This window comes from Ascidiaceihabitans sp., assembly GCF_039986515.1.
Lineage (GTDB): Bacteria > Pseudomonadota > Alphaproteobacteria > Rhodobacterales > Rhodobacteraceae > Ascidiaceihabitans.
The window spans coordinates 336,105-360,949 of the sequence record NZ_JBDWQO010000015.1 but is presented as its reverse complement, the minus strand read 5'-3'; the positions used below and the strand labels follow the sequence as shown (position 1 = coordinate 360,949).

Below are 24,845 nucleotides of genomic sequence, written 5' to 3'. Positions count from 1 at the left end.
GGCACAAGGTCAAGAGCGCCCCGGACGCAACGTGCTGTTGCAAGGGGCGCTCAGGGTTGTGTTTACAGACCCAATTGCGTGGCGAGACCGTCAATTATGGCGGCATGCACTGCGGCCCGGTCCGCGCCTGCGGGGTCGGTGCAGACGGGATCATCGTTTTCTTCTTCAAGGATCATGGCGCCCTTTGGCTTGCACAAGGGAAGGGCCATGAAGTGGCTGGCAGGTGCCAAGGTGCGCAGCGTGGCATCCGGCAGTTGCGCCCCGAACCCGCTGCCTTCGGGCCCAAAGTCAGTTGCGAACAAGCGGTCTTCGCCTTCTCCCAACGCAATAAGTTGCACGTCGCTGACCAGCCCCGACAAATGGCTATCGCCCAGATTCCAATGTAGCGCAGGATCAATGGCGGCCACCATGCTTATGCGGGGGTCTTTGTATGAAGCATCCCAAAGGGCCTTATCTAGATCGGCAAAAGACACACCTGCATTGGCGATGTCATCACAATGCGAAGACTTGGCGCCATAGGTGGCGCAATGTGCGGCGTAGGCTGCGACATTGCCTGTAAGTCCGCCCAAAGACAGCGCTGTCCAACCGCCATAGGAAAATCCCGCGGCCATGATCGCCTGTGGATCGATCAAATCACCCATGGTGGGGTCTGCCAGCATCTGATCCAACGCGGCGCTTAGGTCTTGGGCCCGTGTCCAATGGTTCATGCCATCGCGGATGTCGAAATCCCATGTGCTGCTGGCCGGATGGTTGACCGCAACCACGATGGCGCCGCGTTCGGCCAAGCCCGCACCCAACCAAGTCAGGCTTTTGTAGTTGCCGCCCATGCCATGTGACAGCAAAACGGTAGGACGCTGGCCAGACGCGGGGGCCGCATCCTGTTGAACAGGCACGCCATAGAACACCGGGTTCTGGTTGACGACTTGGGCGGCCCCTTTGGGGGTTGCAGGGTACCAGATGGCCCCCTCGATCGGGTTATCCTGATGTGGTGTGTTATAGGTTTTCAACGCATAGCCTGCAGGGTCTGCCAAAAGGGCTGTTGCGGACAAAAGATAGGCGGTCAATGCCGATGCATAGGTCATTGTGAAGGCTCCTGTTTCACGGTTTTGATGATCCAGACATGGCGGTGCCGCAAAAATACTGCGTCCTAAAACCGGTTCGAGGACGCGCAGATCCGGTTTTAGGACTAAACCTAATCGGGTAAAGGAGACCCTATGCTGACGTTACCGATCCCCATGTTTGGCGCTTTTGTGCTGGTTGTGTTGTTTCTGAACCTTGTGTTGCGAGAAGGGCGGCATGGGTTTTTGGCCGCCTTAATCGGGGTCTGTGCCATGCAGTCGGCGGTGATTGCTCTGGCGCAGCATTACGGGGTCGGGCCGGCCCGGATGGTGCAACCTGTTGGCGCCGCCCTCATTCCCGCTTTGTCATGGGTGACATTCCAAGCGACGGCTGTGCGCCGTTTTGCGTGGCACCGTGATGGTGCCCATTTCCTGGCGCCTGCCTTTGCAGCATTTTGCCTTGTGTTTGCACCACAGGTTCTGGACGTGCTGATCCCGGCGCTGTTTGTAGGGTACGGAATTGCAATCTTGATTGTGCTGCGCAGAGGGGCCGATGCCTTGCCCCGCTTGCGGCTTGAGGCGGGTGGCGTACCATCAGTGATCTGGGCGGTCATCGGGGCATCATTGATGGCGTCGGCCCTAAGCGATGTTCTGATCGTGATCACGCAACTGGCAGGCTACGGCGCGTGGCAACCGGTGATTATCAGCATCTCTGTGACCGGCAATTTGTTGTTGGTTGGGGGCTTGAGCTTGTCGCGCAATTTACATGTGGCGCCTGAACAAAGGGACACCAATGCTGCAGCGCCTCCGGTGGATATAGAGGCAGATGCGCAGATCATGACGCGACTTGACGGGATGGTGACGCAGCAAAAGCTGTATCTTGATCCAGACCTGACGTTGGACCGGATGTCCCGCAAGCTTGGGGTGCCTGTGAAACAACTGAGCGGCGCGATCAATCGCAGCACGGGCGAAAATGTATCACGCTATATCAACGCACGTCGGGTGGCCGCGGCCTGCGATGCGCTGGCGGCGGGGGACAGTGTGACATCGGCAATGCTGACGGCAGGGTTCAACACCAAGTCCAACTTCAATCGCGAATTCTTGCGAGTGACGGGGCAAGCCCCTAGCGTTTGGGCGCAATCAGAACGCCGGGGGGACTGACCCCCGACGTCTCGGGTGTTGTTGACGCGGCTTAATCGTAGGCGGCGTCCACGATGAATTCCACCTTCAGCTCGGCGCGCGCCAGTTTGGCTTCGCCGCATGCGCGTGCGGGCGCGTGGCCTTCTGGCACCCAAGCATTCCAGACTTCGTTTAGGCCCGCAAAGTCGCTCATGTCTGCCAGCCAGATCGTGACACGCAACATGTTTTCACGCGACGACCCCGCCTGCGCCAACAAGGCATCGATTTTTTCCAGACAGATGCGGGTCTGTTCCTGAATGGTGTCGCCTTCTGCCACTTGGCCGGTCAGGTAAGCCACGCCGTTGTGTTTTACAATCTTGGATGAGCGTGTGCCGGTTTCAATGCGTTCGATCATGGGAAGGGTCCTTTTGGTAGGGCAGATGCACTGCGGATAAGGATCAATGGACTCAAGACAAGGATTAAGGCAAACACAAATATGTTGATTAGGCTTCAGGGGATCTGAAATTGGCGATCAAGCTGGAAATGTTAAAGTGTTTTACGATGGTGGCCCAACACGGCAGTTTGTCAGATGCGGCACAGGCCTTGGGGCGCACGCCATCTGCTGTGTCCATGATGTTGAAGCAATTCGAAGACCACATCGGATCGCCTTTGTTTGAAACCGCCCGCAAGTCGCGGCTGACGGCGCTGGGCGCATTGATCTATGAGGAAGCGCGCCGCGAAGTTGGCCATTTTGAAAACACTGTTACAGTCATCGAAGGCATATCACGCTCAAAGCTGGGGTATCTGCGCTTGGCTGTCACCCCATCGGTGGCCACGACACTTTTGCCGCCGGTGATCCGTGCCTTTACAACCGACCACCCGCAGGTGCAGGTGGAAATCCGTGATATGGATTCAGCGGCCATTGCAGAAGAATTGTTCCACGAACGGGCCGATATTGGCATCGGATCGTTGCCCGACACAGAAGGCATGTTGCGTCGGGCTTTGTTCAGCGACAGTTTTGGGGTGGTATGCCGCAAGGACAATCCGTTGGTGCAGGAATGGGATCGTTTGACGTGGCGCAACATGGGGGACCATGCGTTGATCGCAAACGGATTGTGCGATCTGATCACAGACCCCGATTTCGCGCCGTTTTTGGCCAAATCACGGTTGCGGGTGCCAAACAGCACGACGTTGCTAAGCCTTGTGCGCGAAGGGGTCGGCATCACGATATTGCCGCGTATGGCGGCACCCGGATTGCAGGATGATCTGGCATTTCTGCCATTGGTAGACATTGCCACACGGCGAACGGTGTCGGTCATGTCGTCGCGGTCGCATATGCTGATGCCTGCTGCGCGCGCCTTTTTGGACGCTTTGGAAAAGGCCGTGGCGGCGGATTCGTTTTCCACTGTGCCGGAAATTCAGAAATTCTGAATAAAGATACAGAATTTTCTGAGTGCCTGAATCTGAAAGCTGTCCTATGCGTGGTGCAACTTAGCGCGCTTTCAAAGGACATATCATGCAAGATCTTCGCAAAAACTACATCGCAGGTGAATGGACGGACGGGGTTTCGCACATCGAAAACCGCAACCCGTCGGATCTGACGGATGTGATTGGTATGTTCGCGCAAGCCAGTGCGGACCAGCTGGACGCCACATTGGATCAGGCCCGCCGCGCCCAAGCCGAATGGGAAGCCTACGGCATGGAACGCAAGCAGGCCGTCTTGATGGCCATCGGCACCGAAATGATGGAACGCGCCGAAGAACTGGGCACATTGCTTTGCCGCGAAGAAGGCAAGCCATTGGCCGAAGGCAAAGGCGAAGTGTTCCGCGCCGGCCAGTTCTTCACATATTACGCTGCTGAATGTCTGCGCCAATTGGGTGAAAATGCCGATTCCGTGCGCCCCGGTGTCGAAGTCGATGTGCGTCGCGAAGCCGTTGGCACTGTTGCCATCATTTCACCATGGAACTTTCCAACAGCCACGGCATCTTGGAAAATCGCGCCAGCGCTGTGCTATGGTAACGCTGTTGTTTGGAAGCCTGCCAACATGACCCCGGCCTCTGCCGTGGCGTTGACTGAAATCATCACACGTCAGGATATTCCGAAAGGATTGTTTAGTTTGGTCATGGGGTCGGGCAGCGATATCGGCCAGCGTCTTGTGGAAAGCCCCAAGATCGACGCGATTTCCTTCACGGGGTCCGTGCCTGTGGGCAAAGGCATCGCATCGGCCGCCATCCAGAACCTGACCAAAGTGCAGATGGAAATGGGATCGAAAAACGCATTGGCTGTGATGGATGATGCGGACCTTGATCTGGCAGTTACTTTGGCGCTGGGCGGTGCCTTTGGCGGAACGGGCCAGAAATGCACGGCGTCCTCACGCCTTGTTGTCCACGCCAGCATCCACGATGCGTTTGTCGAAAAACTGGTGGCTGGCACGCAAGCCATGAAAGTTGGCCATGCGCTGGGCGAAGGCACGCAAATGGGGCCAGTTGTCAGCCAACAGCAATTGATGGAAAATCTTGAATACGCGACCCTTGGTGTGTCCGAGGGTGCGGAACTGGCCTGTGGCGGGGCGCGTTTGGAAATGCCGCATGATGGCTTTTACATGTCACCGGGCGTCTTCTTGAACACAACCAACGATATGCGCATCAACCGCGAGGAAATGTTTGCGCCGCTGACGTCCGTGATCAAAGTCGACAGCTACGCCGAAGCCCTTGCCACAGTCAACGATACCAACTTTGGTCTCACGTCTGGCATCGTCACGCAGAACCTTGCCCGCGCCACACATTTCCGCCGCAACGCGCGCACAGGCGTGGTCACGGTGAACCTGCCGACGGCGGGCACCGATTATCACGTGCCGTTCGGGGGACGGGGCGACAGCTCTTACGGGCCGCGCGAACAAGGCAAAGCGGCTGCGGAATTCTACACCACAGTCAAAACCGCCTACATCAGCGCCGGGACGCCATTGTGATGCAACGCACCCCGCGCATCGACAACTTGCAATACGCCAACTGGTCGGAAAAGATTTTCCGCCAGATGCGCGAAGGTGGTGTGGACGCGGTGCATGTGACCATCGCCTACCACGAGAACTTCCGCGAAACGGTGCTGAATTTTGAACAGTGGAACCGCTGGTTCGAACAGTACCCTGACCTGATCGTGAAGGGGCAGTGGGCGTCGGACGTGCAGGTGGCTCAAGACACAGGACGCACGGCGATCTTCTTTGGGTTCCAGAACCCCAGCCCCATCGAAGACGACATCGGTTTGGTGGAAATCGTGCACAGCCTTGGTGCGCGCTTCATGCAGTTGACCTACAACAACCAGTCTTTGCTGGCGACGGGCTGCTATGAAGACGAAGACAGCGGCATCACACGCATGGGCAAACAGGTCATCAAGGAAATGAACCGCGTGGGCCTTGTCATCGACATGAGCCACTCAGGTGACCGGTCCACGATTGAGGCGGCGGATATTTCTGAACGCCCCATCGCGATCACCCATGCCAACCCCTATGAGTGGTGCCCTGCGCTGCGCAACAAGAAAGACGACGTGATCCGCGCGGTCACACAAAATGGCGGAATGTTAGGGTTTTCGGTCTATCCGCATCACCTGAAAGACAAGTCGGATTGCACCTTGGAAAATTTTTGCGGGATGATTGCCCGCACGGCTGAAAAATTCGGACCTGACCGTTTGGGAATCGGCACGGATCTGTGCCAGGATCATCCCGATAGCGTTGTTGAATGGATGCGCGTTGGACGGTGGAGCAAGCAAATCGACTATGGTGAAGGGTCAGCGGCGGCGCCCGGATTTCCACCCATGCCCTATTGGTTCGAAGACAACCGCGATTTTGACAACATCGAAAATGGCCTTAGGGCTGCGGGATTTTCGCCAGACGAAGCAGCAGGCATCATGGGCGGAAACTGGCACCGTTTTTATGCTGAGAACTTTGGGCCCAAATAGACGAACGCACTAAGACACACGAAAGGATCGGCCATGAAAGCTGAACAGGTTGAGCACCCGCAAATTGCATTACGTGATCCTGCGACCGTGATGCGTTTGGCCCGTATGGGGTCTTTTCACCAAAGCCGCTTGTCCTTCATGCGCACCTTGCTGCGCCGGTTGAAGACCGAAAACTGGCAATTTTCGCGGCCGGTCTTTGACATGGACGTCAAGGGTGTCGGCCACGCCGTCTATACAGCACATGGTCCCGACGCGACATATAGTTTGGTGTGTTTCGGACATGACTTGCCGCCAGAACAGCGGTCGGATCGTGTCATCGCCCACGCATGGGATTCGACATTTACCCTGTGCAAAGGTGTGCCATCCGCTGACGACATCGACCGTTTGCGCCGCAATGTCCCCAAACAAGAAGCCGGTCGGGTGACATCTTCCGAAGTGTCCTTGTCACGCGCCAACCGGTCCGTGCGCTTGTTCGAACATGTTGTGTCGCGGTTGGCAGAAGGGATGCAACCCGATCCTGCCCAGATTGCGGCCGTTGGATATTTGATGCGCACGACAGCTGTATACGGGTCCGGCAAATTCGGAGCCGCAGACCACGCCGCTGGCGCTTTGCCCTTCCAAACCGAAATGCTGGCCGTATTTTTGATCCGCGCCTATGCTCTTGATTTGGTTGAACACATGGCCAAGCTGCGGTCACCCGATACCGCCGTTGCAATGGCCCCGGAACTGCGCCGCCAATTTGGTGTGGGCAATTCGACTGGATTGGGGATGGCACCCTTCATCGTGAACCATCCTGTGTTGCTGAACAATTGGATAACCGCGCGTGAAGTGGCGTTGGCACGAGTGCGCGGCATAGGCCACGCAAACGCGTCCGAGAAAGCTGTGTTCTGCGACGTGGTGCGGCGGGCGCAATACAACGTCAAAATTTGGCAATCGACCCATCCGATCCAGGTTGATAAAATCGCGGATTTAAAGGCGGACCTAAGCCTGTTGATCGCGCATGTTGATGCGGACGTGTTGGACGGTGATGCACCTTGGGACCATCTGTATCGTTGGTCTGAGCAACACCTAAGCACAGAAGGCCAAGAGCTGTTGGTGTCGATGATGTTAGAACCCTATGGCGCATTGGTCGATGATCTGACGGGGACGATGGGCGCGGACGAAAGTGCGGTCTTTGCCATAGACGGCGCGATGTCCGTGACGCGTATGCAAGAGGTGCTGCGGGACGTGTTTGGGTGGGCGATTGATACAGATTGGCAAACGTCCGACAACGTGGCGCGGGTCTGGTACACGTCAGAAGAAAAGCTGGAACCGCGCTTGGGTGAACGCTTTGAAGAGCCGATTGAGCCCTACGAACAACCCTTGGCGCCGGGCCGTGATGCTGCGCGGTTCTACGAGGATCTGGTGGATTGGGCTTCACGTGATGCAAACCCGCCTACATTGGCCGCTTTCTTGATGAAATATCCGCAACACAGACATGTGGCGCGTCGGGCGCAGATCGTGGCGCACCACCCCTATGCAGAAATTCGCGACAACACGATCGCCGCCAAAATGCTGCCGATTGATTTGCTGCGCTGCAAGCTGTCCTTCTTTGGGGCGACCCATTTTGACCCAAGGTCAGACCGTTGGGTGCGGATCACCATGTTCCAGAACGCCCCGTTTCCGCATGAGTTGACGCAGTCAGATGATGACGACTGGTCCTATCCAAGTGCAGCAAGGGCAAACGCGTGTATTCACTAAACGAAGTCGAAACCACAGCCAAACGTGCCGCTTGGGGGGCTGGTGTGCCTTGGGGGCTGGCAGAAGATGCCGGCAAAGCAGTGCGCTGGCTTGCGGCACAAGGATTGTCGGGGCCAAAGGCATTGGCACAGCTTTTGACCGGATTTGACGACAAACCTTACCAGTTGTTTTCGCCGCAGTCGGACGCAGGTGTGTGGACCGCGTCAGCAGGTGCGCTGTGTCCGCTTGTCAGCGGGGCGGCGGTGTCGGATATGGCGGCAACACTCGCCGCAGGCCGGACCATTGACTTTGGGCCCTGCTTTGTGCCGATCTTGCTGCTGCCTTTCGCAGCTATGGCCGCAAGCCTAACGGACGGTCCGGTTTCAGTCGCGTGGGATGGGGCCGCTTTCACGGCAACGCCGAATGCGCTGTTTTTGGATGCAAGCCCCGATACCTTGAACGCGCAGTCGACACGGGCGGTGACATGGTCGGCAGAACTACAGGCCAATCGCGTCTTTCAACCGCAAGCGCGTCTACGGATTGCAACCGAAGACTGGACAGCTTTGTTGGCGTTTGGCCATCGGACGTTTGCCCCCGACACTGAAGCGTCGCGGTTGGCGGGTGCCGGGGCCGGTGAAACCGATAACGACTGAGAAACTGGATAAAACTGCGGCGACGCCTGATTAGTCGCCCAGTTTTTTGTGTACTTCTTCCAGATCAATTTCACCGATAGGCATTTTGTTTCCGGGGTTCTCAAAGTCGTATTTGAATACGTCGAAATCGCGTTTGAAAATCTCGTAGACCAGATGCATCGACATATCGTCGAAATAATCCTCGACCGGATGGGCGCGTTTGGGGCCGTGGCCTTCGCTTTCGTTAAAGCGGGGAATCGCATCCAGATCGACGGCGTGGGGCGTTTCAATCGCACCAAGCACGTCGGCCATGCCTTCGTTGAATTTTTCGGTCCACAGGATTTTATCGTAAGTGCCGCCGTTCACGATATAGGTGCTGACGTGGCCGGACATGGCGGACCAGTGGATGTCGGGATCCATGGGGCGTCGCCAGCGGATTGTATCGCGGGCAAATAGCAAAAAGCGGCGGAACGACTTGATTTGGTCAAAGTCCTGTTTGCCATCGTCGCCACCGACTTCGATGCCGTATTTTTGGATCAAAAGCGGGACAAGATTGCCACGATAGCGTTTGCCATTGCGTTGAATGCCACAAATTTTGTCGAAAAAGGATGACAGGATACGGGTGTAGGGATTGCGTACGCAGGTGAAGGCGTAGGACTTGTGGGCCTGCACATTGGCAGAGATCAACGGCTGGCTGTCGTCCAGCGCCCACTTGTGCAACCCGTTTTTGGCGTCATGAATGTCGCCATCAAAAAAGTCGCCATGGTCGGAGTAATACATGATCTGACCAATGGTCGAGCAGGCGCATTTGGGCACCACGCGGTACACTACGCTTTCGGTCTCTGTCATCCACGTTCCGGGAAATCCCATATCACTCGTCCTTGTGCTCGGATGGCCTGTTTTATCTGCAACAGTTTGCCTGTCCCTTAAAAAAGCAAAAAAATCCTGTTTATTCAATCTGTGTTCACCATTAACTAGGTAAACAATCAGGCGTAAAGGGGTTGTTCGTTTCTATTATGGCAAAAATCGCCTACATATTGCTATGCCACAAGGATCCGGAAGCGATCATTAAGCAGGCTCAACGCCTGACGGCTGTTGGCGACTATATGTCGATTCACTTTGACGCCAGCGCGAACCCCGCCCACTACGCCCAAATCAAAGACGCTTTGAAAGACAACGACCACGTCACATATGCCCACAAACGCATCAAATGCGGGTGGGGGGAATGGTCGCTGGTGCAGGCCACTTTGTACGCGGTGGAATCTGCCGTTGATGCCTTTCCCAAGGCCACACATTTTTACATGCTATCGGGCGATTGCATGGCGGTAAAATCGGCGGAATACACGCATCAGTTTCTGGACGACAACGACGCCGACTTTATCGAAAGCTTCGATTATTTCGAAAGTGACTGGATCAAGACCGGCATGAAAGAAGAACGGCTGATCTATCGCCACTTCTTCAACGAACGGACACAGAAATGGCGGTTCTACACGTCATTCAATATGCAACGTAAATTCGGCATCACGCGGGATATTCCAGACGACATACAGGTTATGATCGGCAGCCAATGGTGGTGTTTGCGCCGTCGCACGGTGGAATGGGTTCTGGATTTCACACGCCAACGCAAAGACGTTATGCGGTTTTTCCGCACCACCTGGATTCCAGATGAAACCTTCTTTCAGACCATTGTGCGCCATGTTGTGCCAAACGAAGAAATTCGAACGCGCACGCTGACGTTTTTGATGTTCACGGATTACGGGATGCCGGTGACGTTCTATGACGATCACTATGATCTATTGCTAAGCCAGGATTTCCTGTTTGCCCGAAAGATCAGCCCGGAGGCCAAAGACCTGAAACGCAGGTTGGGATTGCTGTATGCGGCGGTCGGGGTGCAATTCAAAATCTCGAACGAAGGGACCAGCCTGTTCAAATTCTTGACCGGGCGCGGGCGCATCGGGCGACGTTTTGGGATGCGGTTCTGGGAAACCGAAAGTACGCTGGGGCGCGAACGCGAATTGATGATCGTGATTTGCAAAAAGTGGCACGTGGCCAAACGCGTTTTGGAGCGGATCCGGCAGGTCACAAATGTCCCGGCTTTGGAATACATCTTCAACGAAGAAGACACGCCTTTGCCTGATCTTGGAGGTATCCAAAAGACTTTGGGCAAACGGACGCGGCACCGCAGGGCATTGATGCGGATGCTGTTTGACTACTATGAGACAGACAAATTGATCGTTTGCATGGACCCCGAAAATGTCGATTTGTTGCAGGACTTTGCAGGCGACAGATCCGTAACGCGGATGTTGGAAATTGATTGCGGGTTTTCTGATGATTACCTGATCGGCCATGCGATGCGTGTGGGACTGGCGGGGGACCAGACCTCTACTGACACGCTGGAACGGTTGTTGCCGACCATCCGCAACGACATGATTTTCGAAAGTGATCGCATCCGCGATGCGGGTTTTGAAAATCTGGAAAAAATGCGTGAAGGGGCGGAGACCGAAGAAAACGCAAAAGCATTGGCTTCGTTTTTGCGGATCAGCCCGGAAAAAGCGTTTGAGATTGCGCAGGCAGATTACCTTTTCTCGGATTGAGTTCGCGTTTTCTTTCCCTATATCCGCTGCTAGTCTGACGCTTTAGACGATTCCGAACAGGAGGCGCGGAATGAACGATCCAAAGCCAAAACGCGCCCTGACGGTGATCGGATGGCAAGAGGCTGTTGATCTGCCCGATCTGGGCCTGACCAATTTGATTGCAAAGATCGACACTGGTGCGCGAACATCTGCGCTGCATGCCGAACAAATTTCGCGTTTTGAAAAAGATGGTGCACAGTGGGTCCGGTTTCATACAAAGTTTGATGATGAAGCCCGCGATGTCTGGATCGAATGTCCGATCCATGACCTGCGTGAAATCAGGAACACATCCGGGCAACCGGAAGAGCGCATTGTGATCCGCACCAAATTCCGCATCGCGCGGCGGGCTTGGACGATTGACGTGTCTTTGGCTGAACGTGGCGAAATGCAGTTTAGGATGATTGTGGGCCGTTCTGCCCTGAGCAAACATGCCATCGCCGTGCACACCCGTGCCCGGTTTTTAACACAAGATCCGGCCAAAGCGTTGGACATCACGGGGAAGGCGAAAACATGAAAATTGCAATGATGGCGCGCAACGCAGAGCTATATACACACCGGCGCCTGCAACAAGCGGCAGAGGCCCGCGGACACCAGCTGGATATCATCAACACCTTGCGGTGCTACATGAATATCGCGTCGCGGCGTCCTGAAATTTACTACAACGGGGACAAGTTGGAAGGCTATGATGCGGTCATTCCGCGTATCGGGGCGTCGATCACATTCTATGGCCTTGCCGTGTTGCGACAGTTCGAAATGATGGGTGTTTATCCGTTAAACGAAAGTGTCGCTATCGGGCGATCACGCGACAAACTGCGATCCATGCAGCTGTTGGCACGTGATGGCATTGGCCTGCCAGTCACGACTTTTGCCCATGACCCCAAGCAGACCGAAGAGGTGCTGAAACTGGCTGGCGGTGCACCCATTGTGATCAAGCTGCTGGAAGGCACACAGGGTTTGGGCGTTGTTTTGGCTGACACCGACCGGTCCGCTAAATCTGTTGTCGAAGCGTTCCGTGCTGCAAATACAAACATTTTGCTGCAGGAATTCATCAAAGAAGCAGGCGGTACGGATATTCGCGCCATTGTGGTTGGGGGAAAGGTCATTGCCGCCATGAAACGCACCGGCGCTGAAGGCGATTTTCGCTCGAACCTGCATCGCGGCGGGTCGGCCCAAGTTATCAAACTGTCGCCTGAAGAACGCGCCACTGCAGTGCGCGCTGCCAAGTCCATGGGGTTGAATGTATGCGGGGTTGATATGCTACGCGCCAATCATGGCCCCGTCGTCATGGAAGTGAATTCGTCCCCGGGCCTTGAGGGCGTCGAGAAGGCAACGGGCCTCGACATTGCAGGAAAGATCATCGAATACATGGAAAAACACGCCAAACCGGGTGCCACCAAGACCAAAGGCAAAGGATAACAATGCCCAAACGCGAAGGGTTTCAGATTGGCTCTGAAACAGTTGCTTCAGGCACGCGCCGGACAGTGAACTTGCCCGTCAGTTACTTGTCGGATCACACACCCGTCACCATGTCAGCGCATGTGTTGCATGGCCGCCTGAACGGTCCTGTCGTCTTTATTAGCGCGGGGATTCATGGCGATGAGGTGATCGGCATAGAAATTGTGCGTCGATTGCTAAAGACGCCGAACCTGAAGTCGTTGAAGGGTACGTTGATCGTTGTGCCCATCGTCAACGCGTTCGGGTTTATCAACCGGTCCCGCTATTTGCCGGACCGCCGCGATTTGAACCGGTCTTTTCCAGGCAGTGAAACAGGGTCTTTGGCATCCCGCCTTGCCGACCTGTTTGTGCGTGAAATCGTTGAACGGTCCGACCTGGGAATTGACCTGCATTCCGCAGCAATTCATCGCACCAACTATCCGCAAATTCGGGTGTCTCCGGATGACGAAGATGCCCGTACCCTTGCGGACACTTTTTGCGCACCTGTTATCATGGAAAGCAATTTACGTGAAGGATCGTTGCGTGAAACAGCCCATCGCTTGGGTAAAAAAGTGATGCTTTACGAGGCGGGTGAAGGTTTGCGGTTTGATGAATTTTCCGTACGCGCAGGTGTCGCGGGCATCATGCGGGTCTTGCATCACATGGGGATGATCGGATCCAAAGGTGTGTCGCGCCCGAAGGCGAAGCCACAGTTTTGCCCGTCATCCAAATGGTTGCGCGCCCCGATGGGCGGCCTGTTGCGCACGTTCAAGTCAGATGGTGATCTGGTCCATGAAGGCGACGTTATGGGGTCTGTATCTGATCCGTTTGGGGAGCAGGAAAAGGATATCATCGCCCCGTTTGACGGCATCATCGTCGGCCGCGCCGTTTTGCCTGTCGTGAACGAAGGGGATGCGGTGTTTCATCTGGCCCGTGTTGCTTCAATGAAGTGGGCTGAAAGCACCGTTGAGGGTCACAGCCTGCATTTGCAAGACGATCCGATGTTTGATGAGGATGAAATCATCTAGGGGGCTTTGCCCCCACGCCTTTCGGCGCCCCCCAAGGTTTATCAGGCGAGATGAAGGGCGGATCGGTCTTTTACTTGGCCTTCCAAGTCCCCAGCCAGCGGCGAATACGCCCGCGCTTTTCATCAACGGCGTCTCCGGCTGCGTCCCAATTGTCTTGAATCTCCTCAAGCGTCGGATCAATTCGCGCGATGCGGAAGCGGCGCCAACGCACCCATATGAAATAGGTGACCATCGCAAACAGTGTCAGCACGATGATATTGATCCATGGGATGCCTTTGGACGCATTTGGTCCGTCGACGATTTTCACGTCCAGTGCATTGGGGAAAATCGACATAAATTCATTGCGCCAGCCGTAGTGCCGGATGATCGCGTATTGCGGATCTGCCGCTGTTGATTTGGCATCGGCAGCCTCTGCCTGAAGGTTTGACGTGTCGAATTTCAGGTAGGGCGGCCAACCCCAGCCGGTGTCTTCGTTGCGGTAGACCATGACGCCATCGCTGCCCGCAAGCCGCGTCTGGATAAAGAACACATCGCGGTTCACCGCGGTGCCATCTGTGCCCGTGTCTGCGCTGGCCCAAAAGATCGAGTTTTCCCCAAAATCCACCCGTTTTTCGTAGGTGTCGGTGATCCGCACGATGTCTTTTTGCGGCAGCGTATAGTGAAAGAACGCAGCCACGAAGACCCAGAAGCTGATGATGAAGAACCACTTGATATAGGTCACGAAAAACCCCTCCGGTCAGGCGAAATTGGTCAGATAGATGATGACACACATAAGGGTGAACGGCACAATATACACCCCCAAGATCAGTTTGCGCCGCAATGACCCATCATAGTCGGCAAGCCCCTGATCCACATAGCTGTCGATGTCCGTGGTTTGGGGGCCATCGTACCATTCAGCCTTCAGCTTTCCGCGCCGCACCGCGCGTGAATAAAACGACAGGCTCACGTAAACCACTGTTAGAACAATGAACCCCATGAACAACAACCGTGCCAATGCAAACATCTTAACGCCTCCTCACCGCGCCCCAAGGGCCCACGCGATCAATCATATCGTTGCGATCCCAGGGGCCGGGGGTGGCGTCCATCGCCGCCTCATGCCCAAACAAGGCCGCCCGCGCCCCCGCTTTATCCACTTGGTACTCGCGCTCCAGATAGTCCGCAACATAGTCTTTCTTGCTGTCGGACCACCCTGCATAGGTCGCATAAAACAGCTCTTTATGGCAAATAAAGAGCTGGCGAATGTCTTGCGGGCACAGTTCAGCGAGCAGCATGTTCACAAGGTCTTTGTCTGCCGTATCTGCGGCGCGGAGGGTATAAAAATATGCGGGGTGTTCGCTGTCAATCTTGGGCCACGACCCGCCGTGTTCCGCCCAATTCACCAACTGCCCGATGGCTTTGTACGCCTCTGGCACAAGGTTTGAATGTTCACGCGCAAGGCGGCGCATATCGCGGCGGGTTGTGTTTGAAAGGTCCACGCCTGTGCCCGCCACCGCATCAATCAGGATGAAATCCATCTTTTGCCGCAAGATGGCGGCCGCATCGACGCCGCGCGCCTTCACGATGGGTTCGACCAGATTGCAGTCGTCAAGGAACTGCGCAATGCGGTTGCGTTCGTCGATGCCGTAGGTGCGCGTCACGGGCAAGTCGCCCAATGGCCCCTTTGGCGCAGAGGTGATCGCCGCCTGCCGCGCGGTCCCTTGGAAGATGTAAAGCCCGCCAAAATGCGCCGTCCAAAAATTCTCCTGCGCGAACTCCATATGGTTCAACCGCACAGGATTGCGCCGCACGTCACCCGTTTCCCCCGCCAGTGTGATCATCTCTGCGATCAACACATCATCAAACCACGCGTCGTCCTCTTGCAGGAAACGGTCCACTTTCGTCGCCAGCGTGTTGGCCGATTGCACCGTGCCTTTGGTCGTGTCCGCCTCTATTTGCACCGACCTGATGTCGAACAGGCGCTGCGGGTCCGAGATGTCATAGACGCTGTTGACCAGCTCCCCCGCAACCGCGTCGCGGGCCGTTAGGGCGAATAGTTGCGCTTCGTTCGTGTCGAAGAATTCGCGCAAGATCGTGTAGCTGGTCGAGAATTTCGCGTTCAACAGAGGGCAGCGTTTTTGTTCGGTGCTCAGCAAAATGAACTGCCGGTTCACGCCTGCGTGGTTAAGGTAGAGATCGTCGTTCAGTTCGGCCCCGACCTCTGGTGCATAGCCGGAAATGTCGATGTGGAAATCGGTGAGTTCTGTGGTCTTGCCCGTGAGGTGTTTCAGCGCACGGTTGTAGCGCTCGACCAATGCGGGCGAGGAGACATGGAAGAGGTTGCCGAACATAAGGCCGCGTTGGATGAGGCGTTTCATGGGGTTGCCCTTGCCATACGAAAGATCAATGGAACCGAAAGTGCAAGCAGTGGCACTGCAAAGGCGCGGTAGGTGATTTGCAGGTTGAAGCCGACATAGGCGAGGTAAGAATCGTTGAAGAGAAGTAAGCTTTCCGAAATCGGGACGCCCTCGAAGCCCATGGCAGTGTTGATGCCAGCTTGAGCCACAAACAGCAAAACCGCCCCGCCAAGAAAGCCAAAAACGCCCCAGCGCAAAGGCAAGACGAGACCGAGGATGACGGCCAGTACGGTGATAGCGATAAGGAGGATCATGGGGTGGCTCCGGATGAGGCGTGGTCAGGAGTGTGGAAGAGGGTGCCAAACATGAGGCCGCGTTGGATGAGGCGTTTCATATTAAAGTTACCTTACGCCAGATAGAATATGTTACAACGATCAGATAAAATACGGACCCAAGCATTATTAAAGTTGTGACAGTGGTATCCGTCCATTCTGTACAGAAGTGTTTTGATTTTGGTCCGCTTTGCAACATAACAAATGGAATGACCAGAGAAAGTGATGCCATGCAAACACCATAGGAAACTGCAAGAGCAGCGACAGTCTTGATAACACCGAATGGGATCAAGAATTGACCAACGAATTTTCCAACAAAGAAGAACACTGAATACTCAACTAAAAGTACGACGGCCGAAATTGCGAGGAAGGAGACACAACTCACCCTTCCCCTCCCAAAAACCGCTTCTTCGCCTCAACCTGACGCCCCATATCCCGCACCATCCCCTCAATCGCCACCTCATCCGACTTATCAGCATAGCGGAACTCGGAATCCGCGTACCGGTTGATCTCTTGCACCACCATCTCCACCGTAATCGGTTGGCGCAGCTCTGAAATCATCCCCTTCTTTGTGTCGTAATCCTTGAACAGAAACAGGTCCGGTTCCTCCATCCATTCATCGGGCAATTCAAAGTCCATCGCCCGCACTTTCACAGCATCCGTGATATTCTTGATCGCGCGGCCTGTGAAACGCGGGTCGGCCTCTTGGATACCCTTCAAATACGTCCCAAGCTTTGCAATCGTGTCAAAACCGCCGATTTCTTCGGCCACGCGGTCAAACACTTTGACCAACCCTTCCTCATGCGGACGGGCGTGGCTTTCAAACGATGCGGCCACAGCCGATTTGATTTCCTGCGCGCTAAATACCTCATGGGCCCCCGTCGGAATGTCGTGGTTCTTGCCCATCAACAGATACAAAATGTCGATGTAGTCCTCGCGCGTTTGCGGCCCATCGACCAGAAACCGCGCCCCGGCCCGTTGACGCAACGCATCGTCCACATTCTCAGGATAGTTCGAAAACATCCCAAACGTGCAATTCCCGCGCACCACCGTATTGGCGCCCGCAAAGCTTTCCATCAGCACGGCGGTGATCTCTAACTGCCCCGCTGACGACTGCCTGTCGCCACGTTTTCCCGCCAGCTGGTCAATGTCATCAATCGTGCCAAAGCCAATCACAGAAGGGTCCAACACATTGTTGATAAACGCTTTTGCATTCTGGCCCGACTTGCCCTGATAGCTGTCGATGTTGTCTGTGGATAGGTTTTGGTAGCGAAACGGATAGCCCGCGATCCCGCAATAATCATTCACCATCCCCGCCATCATCTGAATCAGCGTCGTCTTGCCCGTCCCCGGCTTGCCGTCACCCATGAAGGTAAAGATGAAACCGCCAAGCTCCGCGAACGGGTTCAAGCGGCGGTCAAAATCATAGGCCATCAGCATCTTGGACAGCTTCATCGCCTGATATTTGGCGATGTGGTTGCCCACGACCTCGTTTGGCTTTTTGAAGGACATGGTCAGGGTTGTGGACTTTGCTTTGGAGGCAGGCGAGAACCCCGAAACCGTGAAATCATCGGCCTCCACACGCCACGTTGCCCCCGAAAACGCCTCTAGCCGCGGTGCCGATCCGGCACGCAACGCGACCTTTTCCATCAACGCCTCGGCAAACCCCGTCACCGTCGCAACCATCCGCGCATCATCCGTGCCAAGCGCGGCAATGTCCTGATCCAATTCCCAAAGCGCGCCATGCAAAGCGGTCTGGCCATTGTCGGTCAAAACCTCCTCAACGTCACCCAGTTCCACGGTCACCTCAGACCCATGGGCCGACAGGAGATAGGCGGTGGCATTGCCAAAGACATAAAGCGTGATCAACGCCTCTGCCGCCAGTAACTCCGAAAACTCAGATTTCCGCGTCGTAGGCAAAGAGCCTTCCAAATTCGCCCGTTTCAGATCACCAAGTCCCGAACTTTCCGCGTATTCCTCTCCCACTGCCAAGGCGATCGACACAGACCGTCGCAACGCATTCATCACCGTCGCCTGCAACGGCGTGACCAAGTCATCATCCTCAATCCGCGTCATCACCTGAACAGCACCAGACACCGCCGTGCGGCGCGTCATCAACCCCGGGGTGGTCGACCGAAAACGACGGCGTGTCCCAATGCCCGAAGACCGCTCAGGCGCGTCATCAACCACAGCTTTGCCAATGCGCGGCGCGTGATCAAAGCCCTGCAACATGGCCAGGGCCATATCATAATGCTTCACAATATCGCTCTCGCGCAGTTCCATCTGGTCAGATGTTTGGCTCATTTCAAATCCCTCTTCAAATCACACTGGCCTGAAATGAAAACAGATCCCTCCGCTTCATCTCGCCAAATAAACCTCCCCCGGAGGGTCCCGTCAGTACCGCAGAACACGCCCCTGTGGGCTCACGACAAACTTACGAACAGACCCAAACCCCGGTGGGTTCAACTCTTCCAACACCTGATAAGGGCGCTGCGGCACAACAATCGACCGCTCCATGCGTGTGGCCCCCGTATCGGCACCGCGTCCGGCAAAGGGATCAAGCGCAAACACCTCACGCTCTACCGTTGAAAACCAGCCTTGACGTTCTTCCACAACGCGTTCGCTTTCCAATTCTTCTTCGGTCCACACAAGCGCCCAATCCTGCCCGGCAGGGGCTTTGGCTTGCGCCAGAACCTGCGCCATCGGACCCGACTGGCGCGTAAACGCATCCGAATACATCGGCCCCACATGAAAGCGGCGCATGCGTTTGGGGTGCAGATCGTCAAAATCTTCGTCAAAGCCTTTGGCGATGGTCATCAGCTTCAGCCCCGCCATGGCTTGCGCCATCAGATGCGCTTGCACCTCGGGCCAACGACGCTGGTCTTTGGGTAGGGCCACTTTGCCGCTGTCTTCAAGCTCCATCATATAGATCACAGGCAGGTTGACCTGACTGTCATAGACCGCCCAATGCAGCATAAACCGCCGCCGACCGGGGCCAGCATCCCCCAACCATTGCACCTCAGGATCATTACGGGCCCAGAATAAGTCGCCGCGCGACAGCTCCTGATAATAAAGGCGTTGTGACAAAGCGAATTGCAACTTTGTGGGAATTTCACGTTCGCCCAAAATCACGCCAACCATCTGCGACTTTAATTCGTCCTCGGATGGCATTTCACGCAAGTGGCGTTCGGCCTGCTGCGCGTCATTGGCCATTGTCAGGATCTCCTCCGAGGCCGGAAAACCGCTTTCTTTGGTGTCAATTTCAAGCGATCCAAAGAACCGCCCCGTATCACGCCCGACCAGTAGATATTTGTAGCTGAGGGCCTGAAACGTGAAATGCAACGCACTGGCATACCGCGTGAGGATATTCACCTCTGCTCGGTTCAACCGCCCTTCGGCTTCCATCACCCCCGCCACACGGGTCATGTGTTGCAGGATGCCTGCAAATTTTCGGAAATAACGGCGCGATGCGAACAGGTCGGTCAGACCTTTTGTCTCAGTGTTTTGGCCTTCCATCACCACAACTGTGTCTCCAGAAATACACGTAGAACAAGCCAGACCGCAAAACCCACGAGTGCGCCGATCACGATGCCCTTGATCAAAGGAATCGCAAACGCCATCCCAATCACTTCACTGAACTGGAAGGCCGCAACACCACCCAAGATCGCGCCAGCAGCAATGAAAATCCGCATCATATGGAAAAATCCTTGGTCAAAGGATCACCCGTACTGATTGCTGTCATGCTTTTCGACAATCTGCTGGAACCGCCGCGCAAAGCGTTCATCCGCTTTCGCCTTTTGCTCCAGAACATCCCGCGCAAAGACCATGTGATCTTCGTGCGCTTCCATCATTTCGGCCATCCGCTTGTTGGTCGCGGCCCCAATGCCTGCCATCGCGGATTGTGCTTCTTGGTCGGTCTGCACGCCAATCTCGTTGATGCGGTGCGCCACGTCCTGTTGTTGCGCGGTCTTCAAGGATTTGGTCAAAGCGTCATAGAGAACAACACGTTGCTTGGTGTCTGTTTGCAGCTTGTTGATCAGAACCATCTGTGTGGCCGCTTGGTTCTGCAAGGAATCGACCCAAGTTTTGCCTTTCTCGATATAACGCTCAAGTGTCTGAGACTTTGCCAGCTTCACTTGTTCTTCCTGCACCATTTCGTTGTAGGCGCTGTTCAACTCGGCCAGTTCGGTCTCAAGGGCGGTGCGTTTGGCGGCGTCTTGTTCCGATGCAATGGCGTTTTCAACAGTGATGATTTTGGGGTCCATTGCCTGAATGTCGGCTTGCAAAGTCGACAATTCGCCCACTGTCATTTCGCGTTCGTCCAACGTCTCGCTCAGGTTGGCCTCAACCTTCACCTTTTGCTCTTCCAGCATCGACAACTGGCCTTCCAGCAGCTTCACAATGACATCGGATTTGCCGATCAAATCCTGCAACTTGTCGTCAATTGAGGCCGTGCGCACACGTTCTTGGCGCATGCTGTCGGATTTGGCTTTGGCAAAGATGCCCACAAAGCTTTCCCAACCCGTTTTGTTGCGCATCTCGTCAAAGTCTTGCGAAAAGGCGGATGTCACATCGTCCAGCCCCATGATCAGTTCCGCGATGTTGGCGTTCATCACGTCCGTGTGGGCATGCACATCTTCGAGTGACGCGTTTTCGATATCCATCATCGCCTCGTCGCCCGACTTCATCTTGGTGCGCGCGGCTTCAATGCGGCTCGATAGCTCTGCGATCTTGGATTGTGCCTCGGCTACCTGCGATTGGGATTCCCGAACCTGCGCGTCAAAATCAGCCATAAATAACTCCCGTGTTCAATTGCTTAGGGCCTATATAGTCAATGTAAACATGATTTACATCAGCCCACTCAGTGATTTAGACAAAGTGTTGCAAATGAAAGCGGCAAAGGAAAGGCAGATAGCGGGAAATGAAGGGTCAGGAAAACCCGACCCTCCGATGTTTTAGGCCGCCACGTTAAAGTCTGGCCCATAGGGATAGCCTGTGATGTTTTCGGCCCCGTCTTCGGTGATGATCAGAATGTCATGTTCGCGGTAGCCGCCTGCGCCCGGTGTGCCATCCGGGATCGTCAGCATCGGCTCCATTGAAATTACCATACCCGGTTCCAGCACTGTGTCGATGTCTTCGCGCAACTCTAACCCCGCTTCGCGTCCGTAGTAGTGGGACAGCACACCAAAGGAATGGCCGTACCCAAATGTGCGGTGCTGTAGAAGGTCGCGTTCTGCAAAAAATGTGTTCACGCCAGCGGTGACTTCGGCACAGGACGCGCCGGGTTTCAGCAAGGACATGCCCAGTTCATGCGCACCGATGTTGGCTTTCCAATACCCGAGGCTCGCATCGTCCACGGTTTCCACAAACATGGTCCGCTCCAACGCGGTGTAGTAGCCCGAGATCATCGGGAAGGTGTTCAGCGATAGGATGTCACCGCGTTCTAATATGCGGGCGGTGACGGGGTTGTGGGCGCCGTCCGTGTTCAGGCCCGACTGGAACCAGATCCATGTGTCGCGGTATTCGGCGTCGGGAAATCTGCGGGCAATTTCCAGCTCCATCGCGTCGCGGCCTGCCATGGCCACGTCAATTTCGCGCACGCCTGCTTTGACGGCATCGCGCACGGCGTATCCGCCTACGTCTGCAACGGCTGCGCCTGCGCGGATCAATTCGATTTCAGCGGCAGATTTGTGCATCCGTTGCACCATTGTGGTCTCGTAGAGGTCCACGGTTTTGGAAGGGGACAAGAACCCGCGTAGTTTTTCCATTTGCAACAGGCTCAGGTGATCGGATTCGTACCCAACGACTTTGCCTGATCCCGCCACAGACAAGGCGGCCCGCCAAAAGTTGTCGCGTTGCCAGTCGGTGTAGGTGATGTTGTCGCACCAGGACCGGCGCCAGGGCTGGCCCGCGTCAATGCCCGCGCTGAGGGTGACGCATTCGTTGGGCGTTACAACAACAGCATAAGGGCGGCCAAAGGCGCAGTACGTGAAGCCGGAATAGTAAGACACATTGTGCATAGATGTCAGCACAGCTGCATCGACGCCTAACGCAACCATATGCTTGCGTAGGTTTGCGAGCCGTGCCTCGTATTCGGCAACGGCGAATTGCAATGGCGCTTTTGTGCCATTGTGGAAACGGTGAAAATCAGGACGTGTGGTCATGTCAGACCCTCCTTTGCAGAAAGGTCCCGGCGTTCAGGACAAATTGTATAAAAAGCCACCCGCGACGCCATCGTCGGGCAGGTTTTCTTTAAGACGATTAGGTGTTTCCGGTCAAGCGTTTGATCATGTCGCTGTGCGGGTCTGCCAGCGCGTCGATCACGTTGAAGTGGTGCATGCCCTCTGCAACGACTTCATCGCAGCCCCAAGCGTCCGCCAGCCACATGGATTGATCCAGAAAGGCGGGGCGCTCGGACCCGCCGACCCAGACTGTGACAGGCGTGTTTGGTTTGGGTTGTGCCATCGGGCTTTCGGCTTGCGCCATGCCTGCGTCCATTTGGAAGTCTTTGTTCATCGACGTCTGCAGCAGGGGCTCCAGATCGCTTAGTGGTGAAATTGGCATGACGTGGTAAATCCGCGACATGACATCCGATGGCAGCATCCCGGGCGCGCACATACGCGCCACAAGATGCCCCCCCGCCGAGTGTCCAGCCAGGCTGATGGGCCCCGGGACGCGGTGGGCGATGACCTGTACGGCTTGGGCAATCTGCTGCGTGATGCCTGCGATGCGAACATCAGGGCATAGATCATAGGATGGCATGGCCACGGCCCAACCCTGCGCCAAAGCGCCCTTTGCAAAATACGACCAAGTGGACCGGTCAAACCGCAGCCAGTAGCCACCGTGCACAAAGATCAGCAAGCCATTGGGTTCGCCTTCGGGGTGAAACAGGTCAAAGACCTGACGCTTGGACGGGCCATAAGGCACCCCAATTTCGGCACGTGCGCCAAGCGAAGTGCGAAAGCTTTGTGCGGCTTCATCCCACCGCGCGGGGTAGTCTGATGCGCCTTCGATATAGGCTGCATTCGCATAAGCATCGTCCATACCCGACATCACATTACCCTCTTTGAACTAGACAACAGGCACATTACTTGGTTTGGCTGCATGCGCAATCGCCAGAGGACGCATTATGCTAGATACAGCCACAACCCTTTCATCCATGCTTAACGATCCAAGCCTTTTGGAAACCCGCGCCTATGTGGGAGGCAGTTGGCTTGACGGTGATAAAGGCACGTTTGAAGTCAGCAATCCTGCCCGTGGCGACGTTGTGGCCGAAGTGGCGGATCTAAGCCGCGCACAGGTGGCGGGTGCGATCGCTCAGGCTGAGGTGGCCCAAAAAGACTGGGCCAAGTGGACGGGCAAAGAACGCGGTGCTGTTTTGCGCAAATGGTTTGACCTTATGATAGCAAACCAAGACGATCTTGGTGCGATCCTAACGGCCGAACAAGGCAAGCCGCTGGCAGAGGCCAAAGGTGAAATCGTCTATGGTGCGTCTTTTGTGGAATTCTTCGCCGAAGAAGCCAAGCGGATCTATGGGGAAACCATCCCCGGTCACCAACGGGACAAACGCATCACGGTTGTGAAGCAGCCTATTGGCGTTGCAGCGTCGATCACGCCATGGAACTTCCCCAACGCGATGATCACGCGCAAGGCAGCCCCTGCTTTGGCGGCGGGCTGTGCCTTTGTTGCGCGTCCCGCAGAATTGACGCCACTGTCTGCCATCGCCATGGGCGTGTTGGCAGAGCGCGCTGGTATTCCGGCGGGTGTGTTTCAGGTCGTTACGACGTCCGACGCATCTGAGACCGGCAAAGAGTTCTGCGAAAACCACGCGGTACGGAAGTTGACGTTCACAGGATCAACGCAGGTAGGGCGCATTTTGCTGCGCCAAGCGGCGGATCAGGTGATGAAATGTTCGATGGAACTGGGCGGCAACGCGCCTTTCATCGTGTTTGACGATGCGGATCTGGATGCTGCCGTGGAAGGTGCGATGATGAGCAAATTCCGCAACGCCGGGCAAACCTGCGTTTGTGCGAACCGTATTTACGTGCAGTCGGGCGTTTACGACGCATTCGCGGAAAAGCTGAAAGCCGCCGTCGAGGCCTTGAAAGTCGGCGACGGATTTGAAGACGGCGTCACCACAGGGCCGCTGATCTCTGATGCGGCTGTGGTAAAAGTGCAAAACCATCTGGAAGACATCACCGCCAACGGCGGCGCGGTTCTGACCGGGGGCGCACCATCCGATCTGGGTGGATTTTTCATGCAGCCAACAATCGTGACAGGCGTGACGCAGGACATGAAAGTCGCCCATGAAGAAACCTTTGGCCCCCTAGCGCCATTGTTCAAGTTCGACGATGTGGACGATGTGATCGCCATGGCCAATGACACGATCTTTGGGCTCGCGGCCTATTTCTACGCCAAGGACCTCAGCCGCGTTTACAAGGTGTCGGAAGAACTCGAATACGGCATTGTCGGCGTGAACACTGGAATTATCTCGACCGAAGTCGCACCCTTTGGCGGCATCAAACAATCCGGTTTGGGCCGCGAAGGCAGCCATCACGGAATCGAGGAATTTTTGGAAATGAAATACGTCTGCATGTCCGTCTGAG

The 24,845-nt window shown here is 55.6% G+C and carries 24 protein-coding genes; 11 read left to right on the top strand and 13 right to left on the bottom strand.

What is annotated here, in order from left to right; all coding sequences use genetic code 11:
* Window positions 1–62: 62 nt before the first annotated feature.
* Window positions 63–1,082 (bottom strand): hypothetical protein, encoded by a 1,020-nt coding sequence (locus ABJL60_RS16360; RefSeq protein WP_348374634.1) that lies wholly within the window; start codon window positions 1,080–1,082, stop codon window positions 63–65.
* 132 nt (window positions 1,083–1,214) lie between these two features.
* Here ABJL60_RS16360 and ABJL60_RS16355 point away from each other — a divergent pair, with 132 nt between their 5' ends.
* A complete protein-coding gene (locus ABJL60_RS16355; RefSeq protein WP_348374633.1) occupies window positions 1,215–2,219 on the top strand; it encodes an AraC family transcriptional regulator in 1,005 nt (334 codons plus the stop codon).
* Between the two features lie 31 nt (window positions 2,220–2,250).
* On the opposite strand, the gene ABJL60_RS16350 is transcribed toward ABJL60_RS16355, so the two are convergent.
* The gene (locus ABJL60_RS16350; protein ID WP_348290936.1) at window positions 2,251–2,592 is read right to left on the bottom strand and encodes a RidA family protein; all 342 of its coding nucleotides are present in this window, start codon (window positions 2,590–2,592) and stop codon (window positions 2,251–2,253) included.
* A 110-nt stretch (window positions 2,593–2,702) separates the two neighbouring features.
* Between ABJL60_RS16350 and ABJL60_RS16345 the strand changes: the two genes are divergently transcribed.
* The 5 genes from ABJL60_RS16345 to ABJL60_RS16325 all read left to right on the top strand — a co-directional run bounded on the left by ABJL60_RS16345 (window position 2,703) and on the right by ABJL60_RS16325 (window position 8,500).
* Entirely contained in the window at window positions 2,703–3,608 is a 906-nt protein-coding gene (locus ABJL60_RS16345; RefSeq protein ID WP_348374632.1) for a LysR family transcriptional regulator, read from the top strand.
* An 85-nt stretch (window positions 3,609–3,693) separates the two neighbouring features.
* Complete coding sequence (locus tag ABJL60_RS16340; protein WP_348374631.1) at window positions 3,694–5,145, top strand: aldehyde dehydrogenase family protein; 1,452 nt, start codon at window positions 3,694–3,696, stop codon at window positions 5,143–5,145.
* Complete coding sequence (locus ABJL60_RS16335; protein WP_348374649.1) at window positions 5,145–6,128, top strand: membrane dipeptidase; 984 nt, start codon at window positions 5,145–5,147, stop codon at window positions 6,126–6,128. The genes ABJL60_RS16340 and ABJL60_RS16335 overlap by 1 nt, the downstream gene beginning before the upstream one ends.
* 33 nt (window positions 6,129–6,161) lie before the next feature.
* On the top strand, window positions 6,162–7,868 hold the full coding sequence (locus tag ABJL60_RS16330; RefSeq protein ID WP_348374630.1) for a hypothetical protein: 1,707 nt from the start codon (window positions 6,162–6,164) through the stop codon (window positions 7,866–7,868).
* Window positions 7,856–8,500 (top strand): DUF3726 domain-containing protein, encoded by a 645-nt coding sequence (locus ABJL60_RS16325; protein WP_348374629.1) that lies wholly within the window; start codon window positions 7,856–7,858, stop codon window positions 8,498–8,500. The genes ABJL60_RS16330 and ABJL60_RS16325 overlap by 13 nt, the downstream gene beginning before the upstream one ends.
* Window positions 8,501–8,530: 30 nt before the next feature.
* Here the strand turns inward: ABJL60_RS16325 and ABJL60_RS16320 are convergent, their stop codons facing one another.
* Window positions 8,531–9,349, bottom strand: a complete 819-nt coding sequence (locus ABJL60_RS16320) for a sulfotransferase family protein (RefSeq protein WP_108829809.1) — start codon at window positions 9,347–9,349, stop codon at window positions 8,531–8,533.
* Between the two features lie 146 nt (window positions 9,350–9,495).
* Between ABJL60_RS16320 and ABJL60_RS16315 the strand changes: the two genes are divergently transcribed.
* The 4 genes from ABJL60_RS16315 to ABJL60_RS16300 all read left to right on the top strand — a co-directional run bounded on the left by ABJL60_RS16315 (window position 9,496) and on the right by ABJL60_RS16300 (window position 13,574).
* The gene (locus tag ABJL60_RS16315; RefSeq protein WP_348374628.1) at window positions 9,496–11,073 is read left to right on the top strand and encodes a DUF5928 domain-containing protein; all 1,578 of its coding nucleotides are present in this window, start codon (window positions 9,496–9,498) and stop codon (window positions 11,071–11,073) included.
* Window positions 11,074–11,143: 70 nt separating this feature from the next.
* Complete coding sequence (locus ABJL60_RS16310) at window positions 11,144–11,626, top strand: RimK/LysX family protein (protein ID WP_348374627.1); 483 nt, start codon at window positions 11,144–11,146, stop codon at window positions 11,624–11,626.
* Window positions 11,623–12,528: a 30S ribosomal protein S6--L-glutamate ligase gene (gene rimK, locus ABJL60_RS16305; protein WP_348290926.1), complete on the top strand. Its 906-nt coding sequence runs from the start codon at window positions 11,623–11,625 to the stop codon at window positions 12,526–12,528. Before ABJL60_RS16310 ends, rimK begins: the two co-directional genes overlap by 4 nt.
* 2 nt (window positions 12,529–12,530) lie before the next feature.
* The gene (locus ABJL60_RS16300; RefSeq protein ID WP_348374626.1) at window positions 12,531–13,574 is read left to right on the top strand and encodes a succinylglutamate desuccinylase/aspartoacylase family protein; all 1,044 of its coding nucleotides are present in this window, start codon (window positions 12,531–12,533) and stop codon (window positions 13,572–13,574) included.
* Window positions 13,575–13,644: 70 nt separating this feature from the next.
* Here the strand turns inward: ABJL60_RS16300 and ABJL60_RS16295 are convergent, their stop codons facing one another.
* The 10 genes from ABJL60_RS16295 to ABJL60_RS16250 all read right to left on the bottom strand — a co-directional run bounded on the left by ABJL60_RS16295 (window position 13,645) and on the right by ABJL60_RS16250 (window position 23,292).
* Window positions 13,645–14,295: a DUF1523 family protein gene (locus ABJL60_RS16295; protein ID WP_348290921.1), complete on the bottom strand. Its 651-nt coding sequence runs from the start codon at window positions 14,293–14,295 to the stop codon at window positions 13,645–13,647.
* Window positions 14,296–14,310: 15 nt separating this feature from the next.
* A complete protein-coding gene (locus ABJL60_RS16290; protein WP_108829803.1) occupies window positions 14,311–14,577 on the bottom strand; it encodes a hypothetical protein in 267 nt (88 codons plus the stop codon).
* A gap of 1 nt (window position 14,578) precedes the next feature.
* A complete protein-coding gene (locus ABJL60_RS16285; protein ID WP_348290920.1) occupies window positions 14,579–15,928 on the bottom strand; it encodes a DUF6638 family protein in 1,350 nt (449 codons plus the stop codon).
* The gene (locus ABJL60_RS16280) at window positions 15,925–16,221 is read right to left on the bottom strand and encodes a hypothetical protein (protein WP_348290918.1); all 297 of its coding nucleotides are present in this window, start codon (window positions 16,219–16,221) and stop codon (window positions 15,925–15,927) included. Before ABJL60_RS16280 ends, ABJL60_RS16285 begins: the two co-directional genes overlap by 4 nt.
* Window positions 16,222–16,620: 399 nt before the next feature.
* Window positions 16,621–18,543, bottom strand: a complete 1,923-nt coding sequence (locus tag ABJL60_RS16275) for an ATP-binding protein (RefSeq protein WP_348374625.1) — start codon at window positions 18,541–18,543, stop codon at window positions 16,621–16,623.
* 90 nt (window positions 18,544–18,633) lie between these two features.
* Window positions 18,634–19,755: a hypothetical protein gene (locus tag ABJL60_RS16270; protein WP_348374624.1), complete on the bottom strand. Its 1,122-nt coding sequence runs from the start codon at window positions 19,753–19,755 to the stop codon at window positions 18,634–18,636.
* Window positions 19,755–19,934, bottom strand: a complete 180-nt coding sequence (locus ABJL60_RS16265; RefSeq protein WP_348290913.1) for a hypothetical protein — start codon at window positions 19,932–19,934, stop codon at window positions 19,755–19,757. Before ABJL60_RS16265 ends, ABJL60_RS16270 begins: the two co-directional genes overlap by 1 nt.
* A gap of 24 nt (window positions 19,935–19,958) precedes the next feature.
* Entirely contained in the window at window positions 19,959–21,032 is a 1,074-nt protein-coding gene (locus tag ABJL60_RS16260; RefSeq protein ID WP_348290912.1) for a hypothetical protein, read from the bottom strand.
* A gap of 162 nt (window positions 21,033–21,194) precedes the next feature.
* A complete protein-coding gene (locus ABJL60_RS16255) occupies window positions 21,195–22,403 on the bottom strand; it encodes an aminopeptidase P family protein (protein ID WP_348374623.1) in 1,209 nt (402 codons plus the stop codon).
* Between the two features lie 97 nt (window positions 22,404–22,500).
* The gene (locus tag ABJL60_RS16250; protein ID WP_348290909.1) at window positions 22,501–23,292 is read right to left on the bottom strand and encodes an alpha/beta hydrolase; all 792 of its coding nucleotides are present in this window, start codon (window positions 23,290–23,292) and stop codon (window positions 22,501–22,503) included.
* Window positions 23,293–23,368: 76 nt separating this feature from the next.
* On the opposite strand from ABJL60_RS16250, the gene ABJL60_RS16245 reads away from it, so the two are divergent.
* On the top strand, window positions 23,369–24,844 hold the full coding sequence (locus ABJL60_RS16245) for an NAD-dependent succinate-semialdehyde dehydrogenase (protein ID WP_348290907.1): 1,476 nt from the start codon (window positions 23,369–23,371) through the stop codon (window positions 24,842–24,844).
* Window position 24,845: the final 1 nt, after the last annotated feature.

Coding starts and splice junctions, on each gene's coding strand:
- ABJL60_RS16360 (WP_348374634.1), bottom strand. CDS start 1,082: ATGACCTATGCATCGGCATTGACCGCCTATCTTTTGTCCGCAACAGCC.
- ABJL60_RS16355 (WP_348374633.1), top strand. CDS start 1,215: ATGCTGACGTTACCGATCCCCATGTTTGGCGCTTTTGTGCTGGTTGTG.
- ABJL60_RS16350 (WP_348290936.1), bottom strand. CDS start 2,592: ATGATCGAACGCATTGAAACCGGCACACGCTCATCCAAGATTGTAAAA.
- ABJL60_RS16340 (WP_348374631.1), top strand. CDS start 3,694: ATGCAAGATCTTCGCAAAAACTACATCGCAGGTGAATGGACGGACGGG.
- ABJL60_RS16335 (WP_348374649.1), top strand. CDS start 5,145: ATGCAACGCACCCCGCGCATCGACAACTTGCAATACGCCAACTGGTCG.
- ABJL60_RS16330 (WP_348374630.1), top strand. CDS start 6,162: ATGAAAGCTGAACAGGTTGAGCACCCGCAAATTGCATTACGTGATCCT.
- ABJL60_RS16320 (WP_108829809.1), bottom strand. CDS start 9,349: ATGGGATTTCCCGGAACGTGGATGACAGAGACCGAAAGCGTAGTGTAC.
- ABJL60_RS16315 (WP_348374628.1), top strand. CDS start 9,496: ATGGCAAAAATCGCCTACATATTGCTATGCCACAAGGATCCGGAAGCG.
- ABJL60_RS16310 (WP_348374627.1), top strand. CDS start 11,144: ATGAACGATCCAAAGCCAAAACGCGCCCTGACGGTGATCGGATGGCAA.
- rimK (WP_348290926.1), top strand. CDS start 11,623: ATGAAAATTGCAATGATGGCGCGCAACGCAGAGCTATATACACACCGG.
- ABJL60_RS16300 (WP_348374626.1), top strand. CDS start 12,531: ATGCCCAAACGCGAAGGGTTTCAGATTGGCTCTGAAACAGTTGCTTCA.
- ABJL60_RS16290 (WP_108829803.1), bottom strand. CDS start 14,577: ATGTTTGCATTGGCACGGTTGTTGTTCATGGGGTTCATTGTTCTAACA.
- ABJL60_RS16285 (WP_348290920.1), bottom strand. CDS start 15,928: ATGAAACGCCTCATCCAACGCGGCCTTATGTTCGGCAACCTCTTCCAT.
- ABJL60_RS16280 (WP_348290918.1), bottom strand. CDS start 16,221: ATGATCCTCCTTATCGCTATCACCGTACTGGCCGTCATCCTCGGTCTC.
- ABJL60_RS16275 (WP_348374625.1), bottom strand. CDS start 18,543: ATGAGCCAAACATCTGACCAGATGGAACTGCGCGAGAGCGATATTGTG.
- ABJL60_RS16270 (WP_348374624.1), bottom strand. CDS start 19,755: ATGGAAGGCCAAAACACTGAGACAAAAGGTCTGACCGACCTGTTCGCA.
- ABJL60_RS16265 (WP_348290913.1), bottom strand. CDS start 19,934: ATGATGCGGATTTTCATTGCTGCTGGCGCGATCTTGGGTGGTGTTGCG.
- ABJL60_RS16260 (WP_348290912.1), bottom strand. CDS start 21,032: ATGGCTGATTTTGACGCGCAGGTTCGGGAATCCCAATCGCAGGTAGCC.
- ABJL60_RS16255 (WP_348374623.1), bottom strand. CDS start 22,403: ATGACCACACGTCCTGATTTTCACCGTTTCCACAATGGCACAAAAGCG.
- ABJL60_RS16250 (WP_348290909.1), bottom strand. CDS start 23,292: ATGTCGGGTATGGACGATGCTTATGCGAATGCAGCCTATATCGAAGGC.
- ABJL60_RS16245 (WP_348290907.1), top strand. CDS start 23,369: ATGCTAGATACAGCCACAACCCTTTCATCCATGCTTAACGATCCAAGC.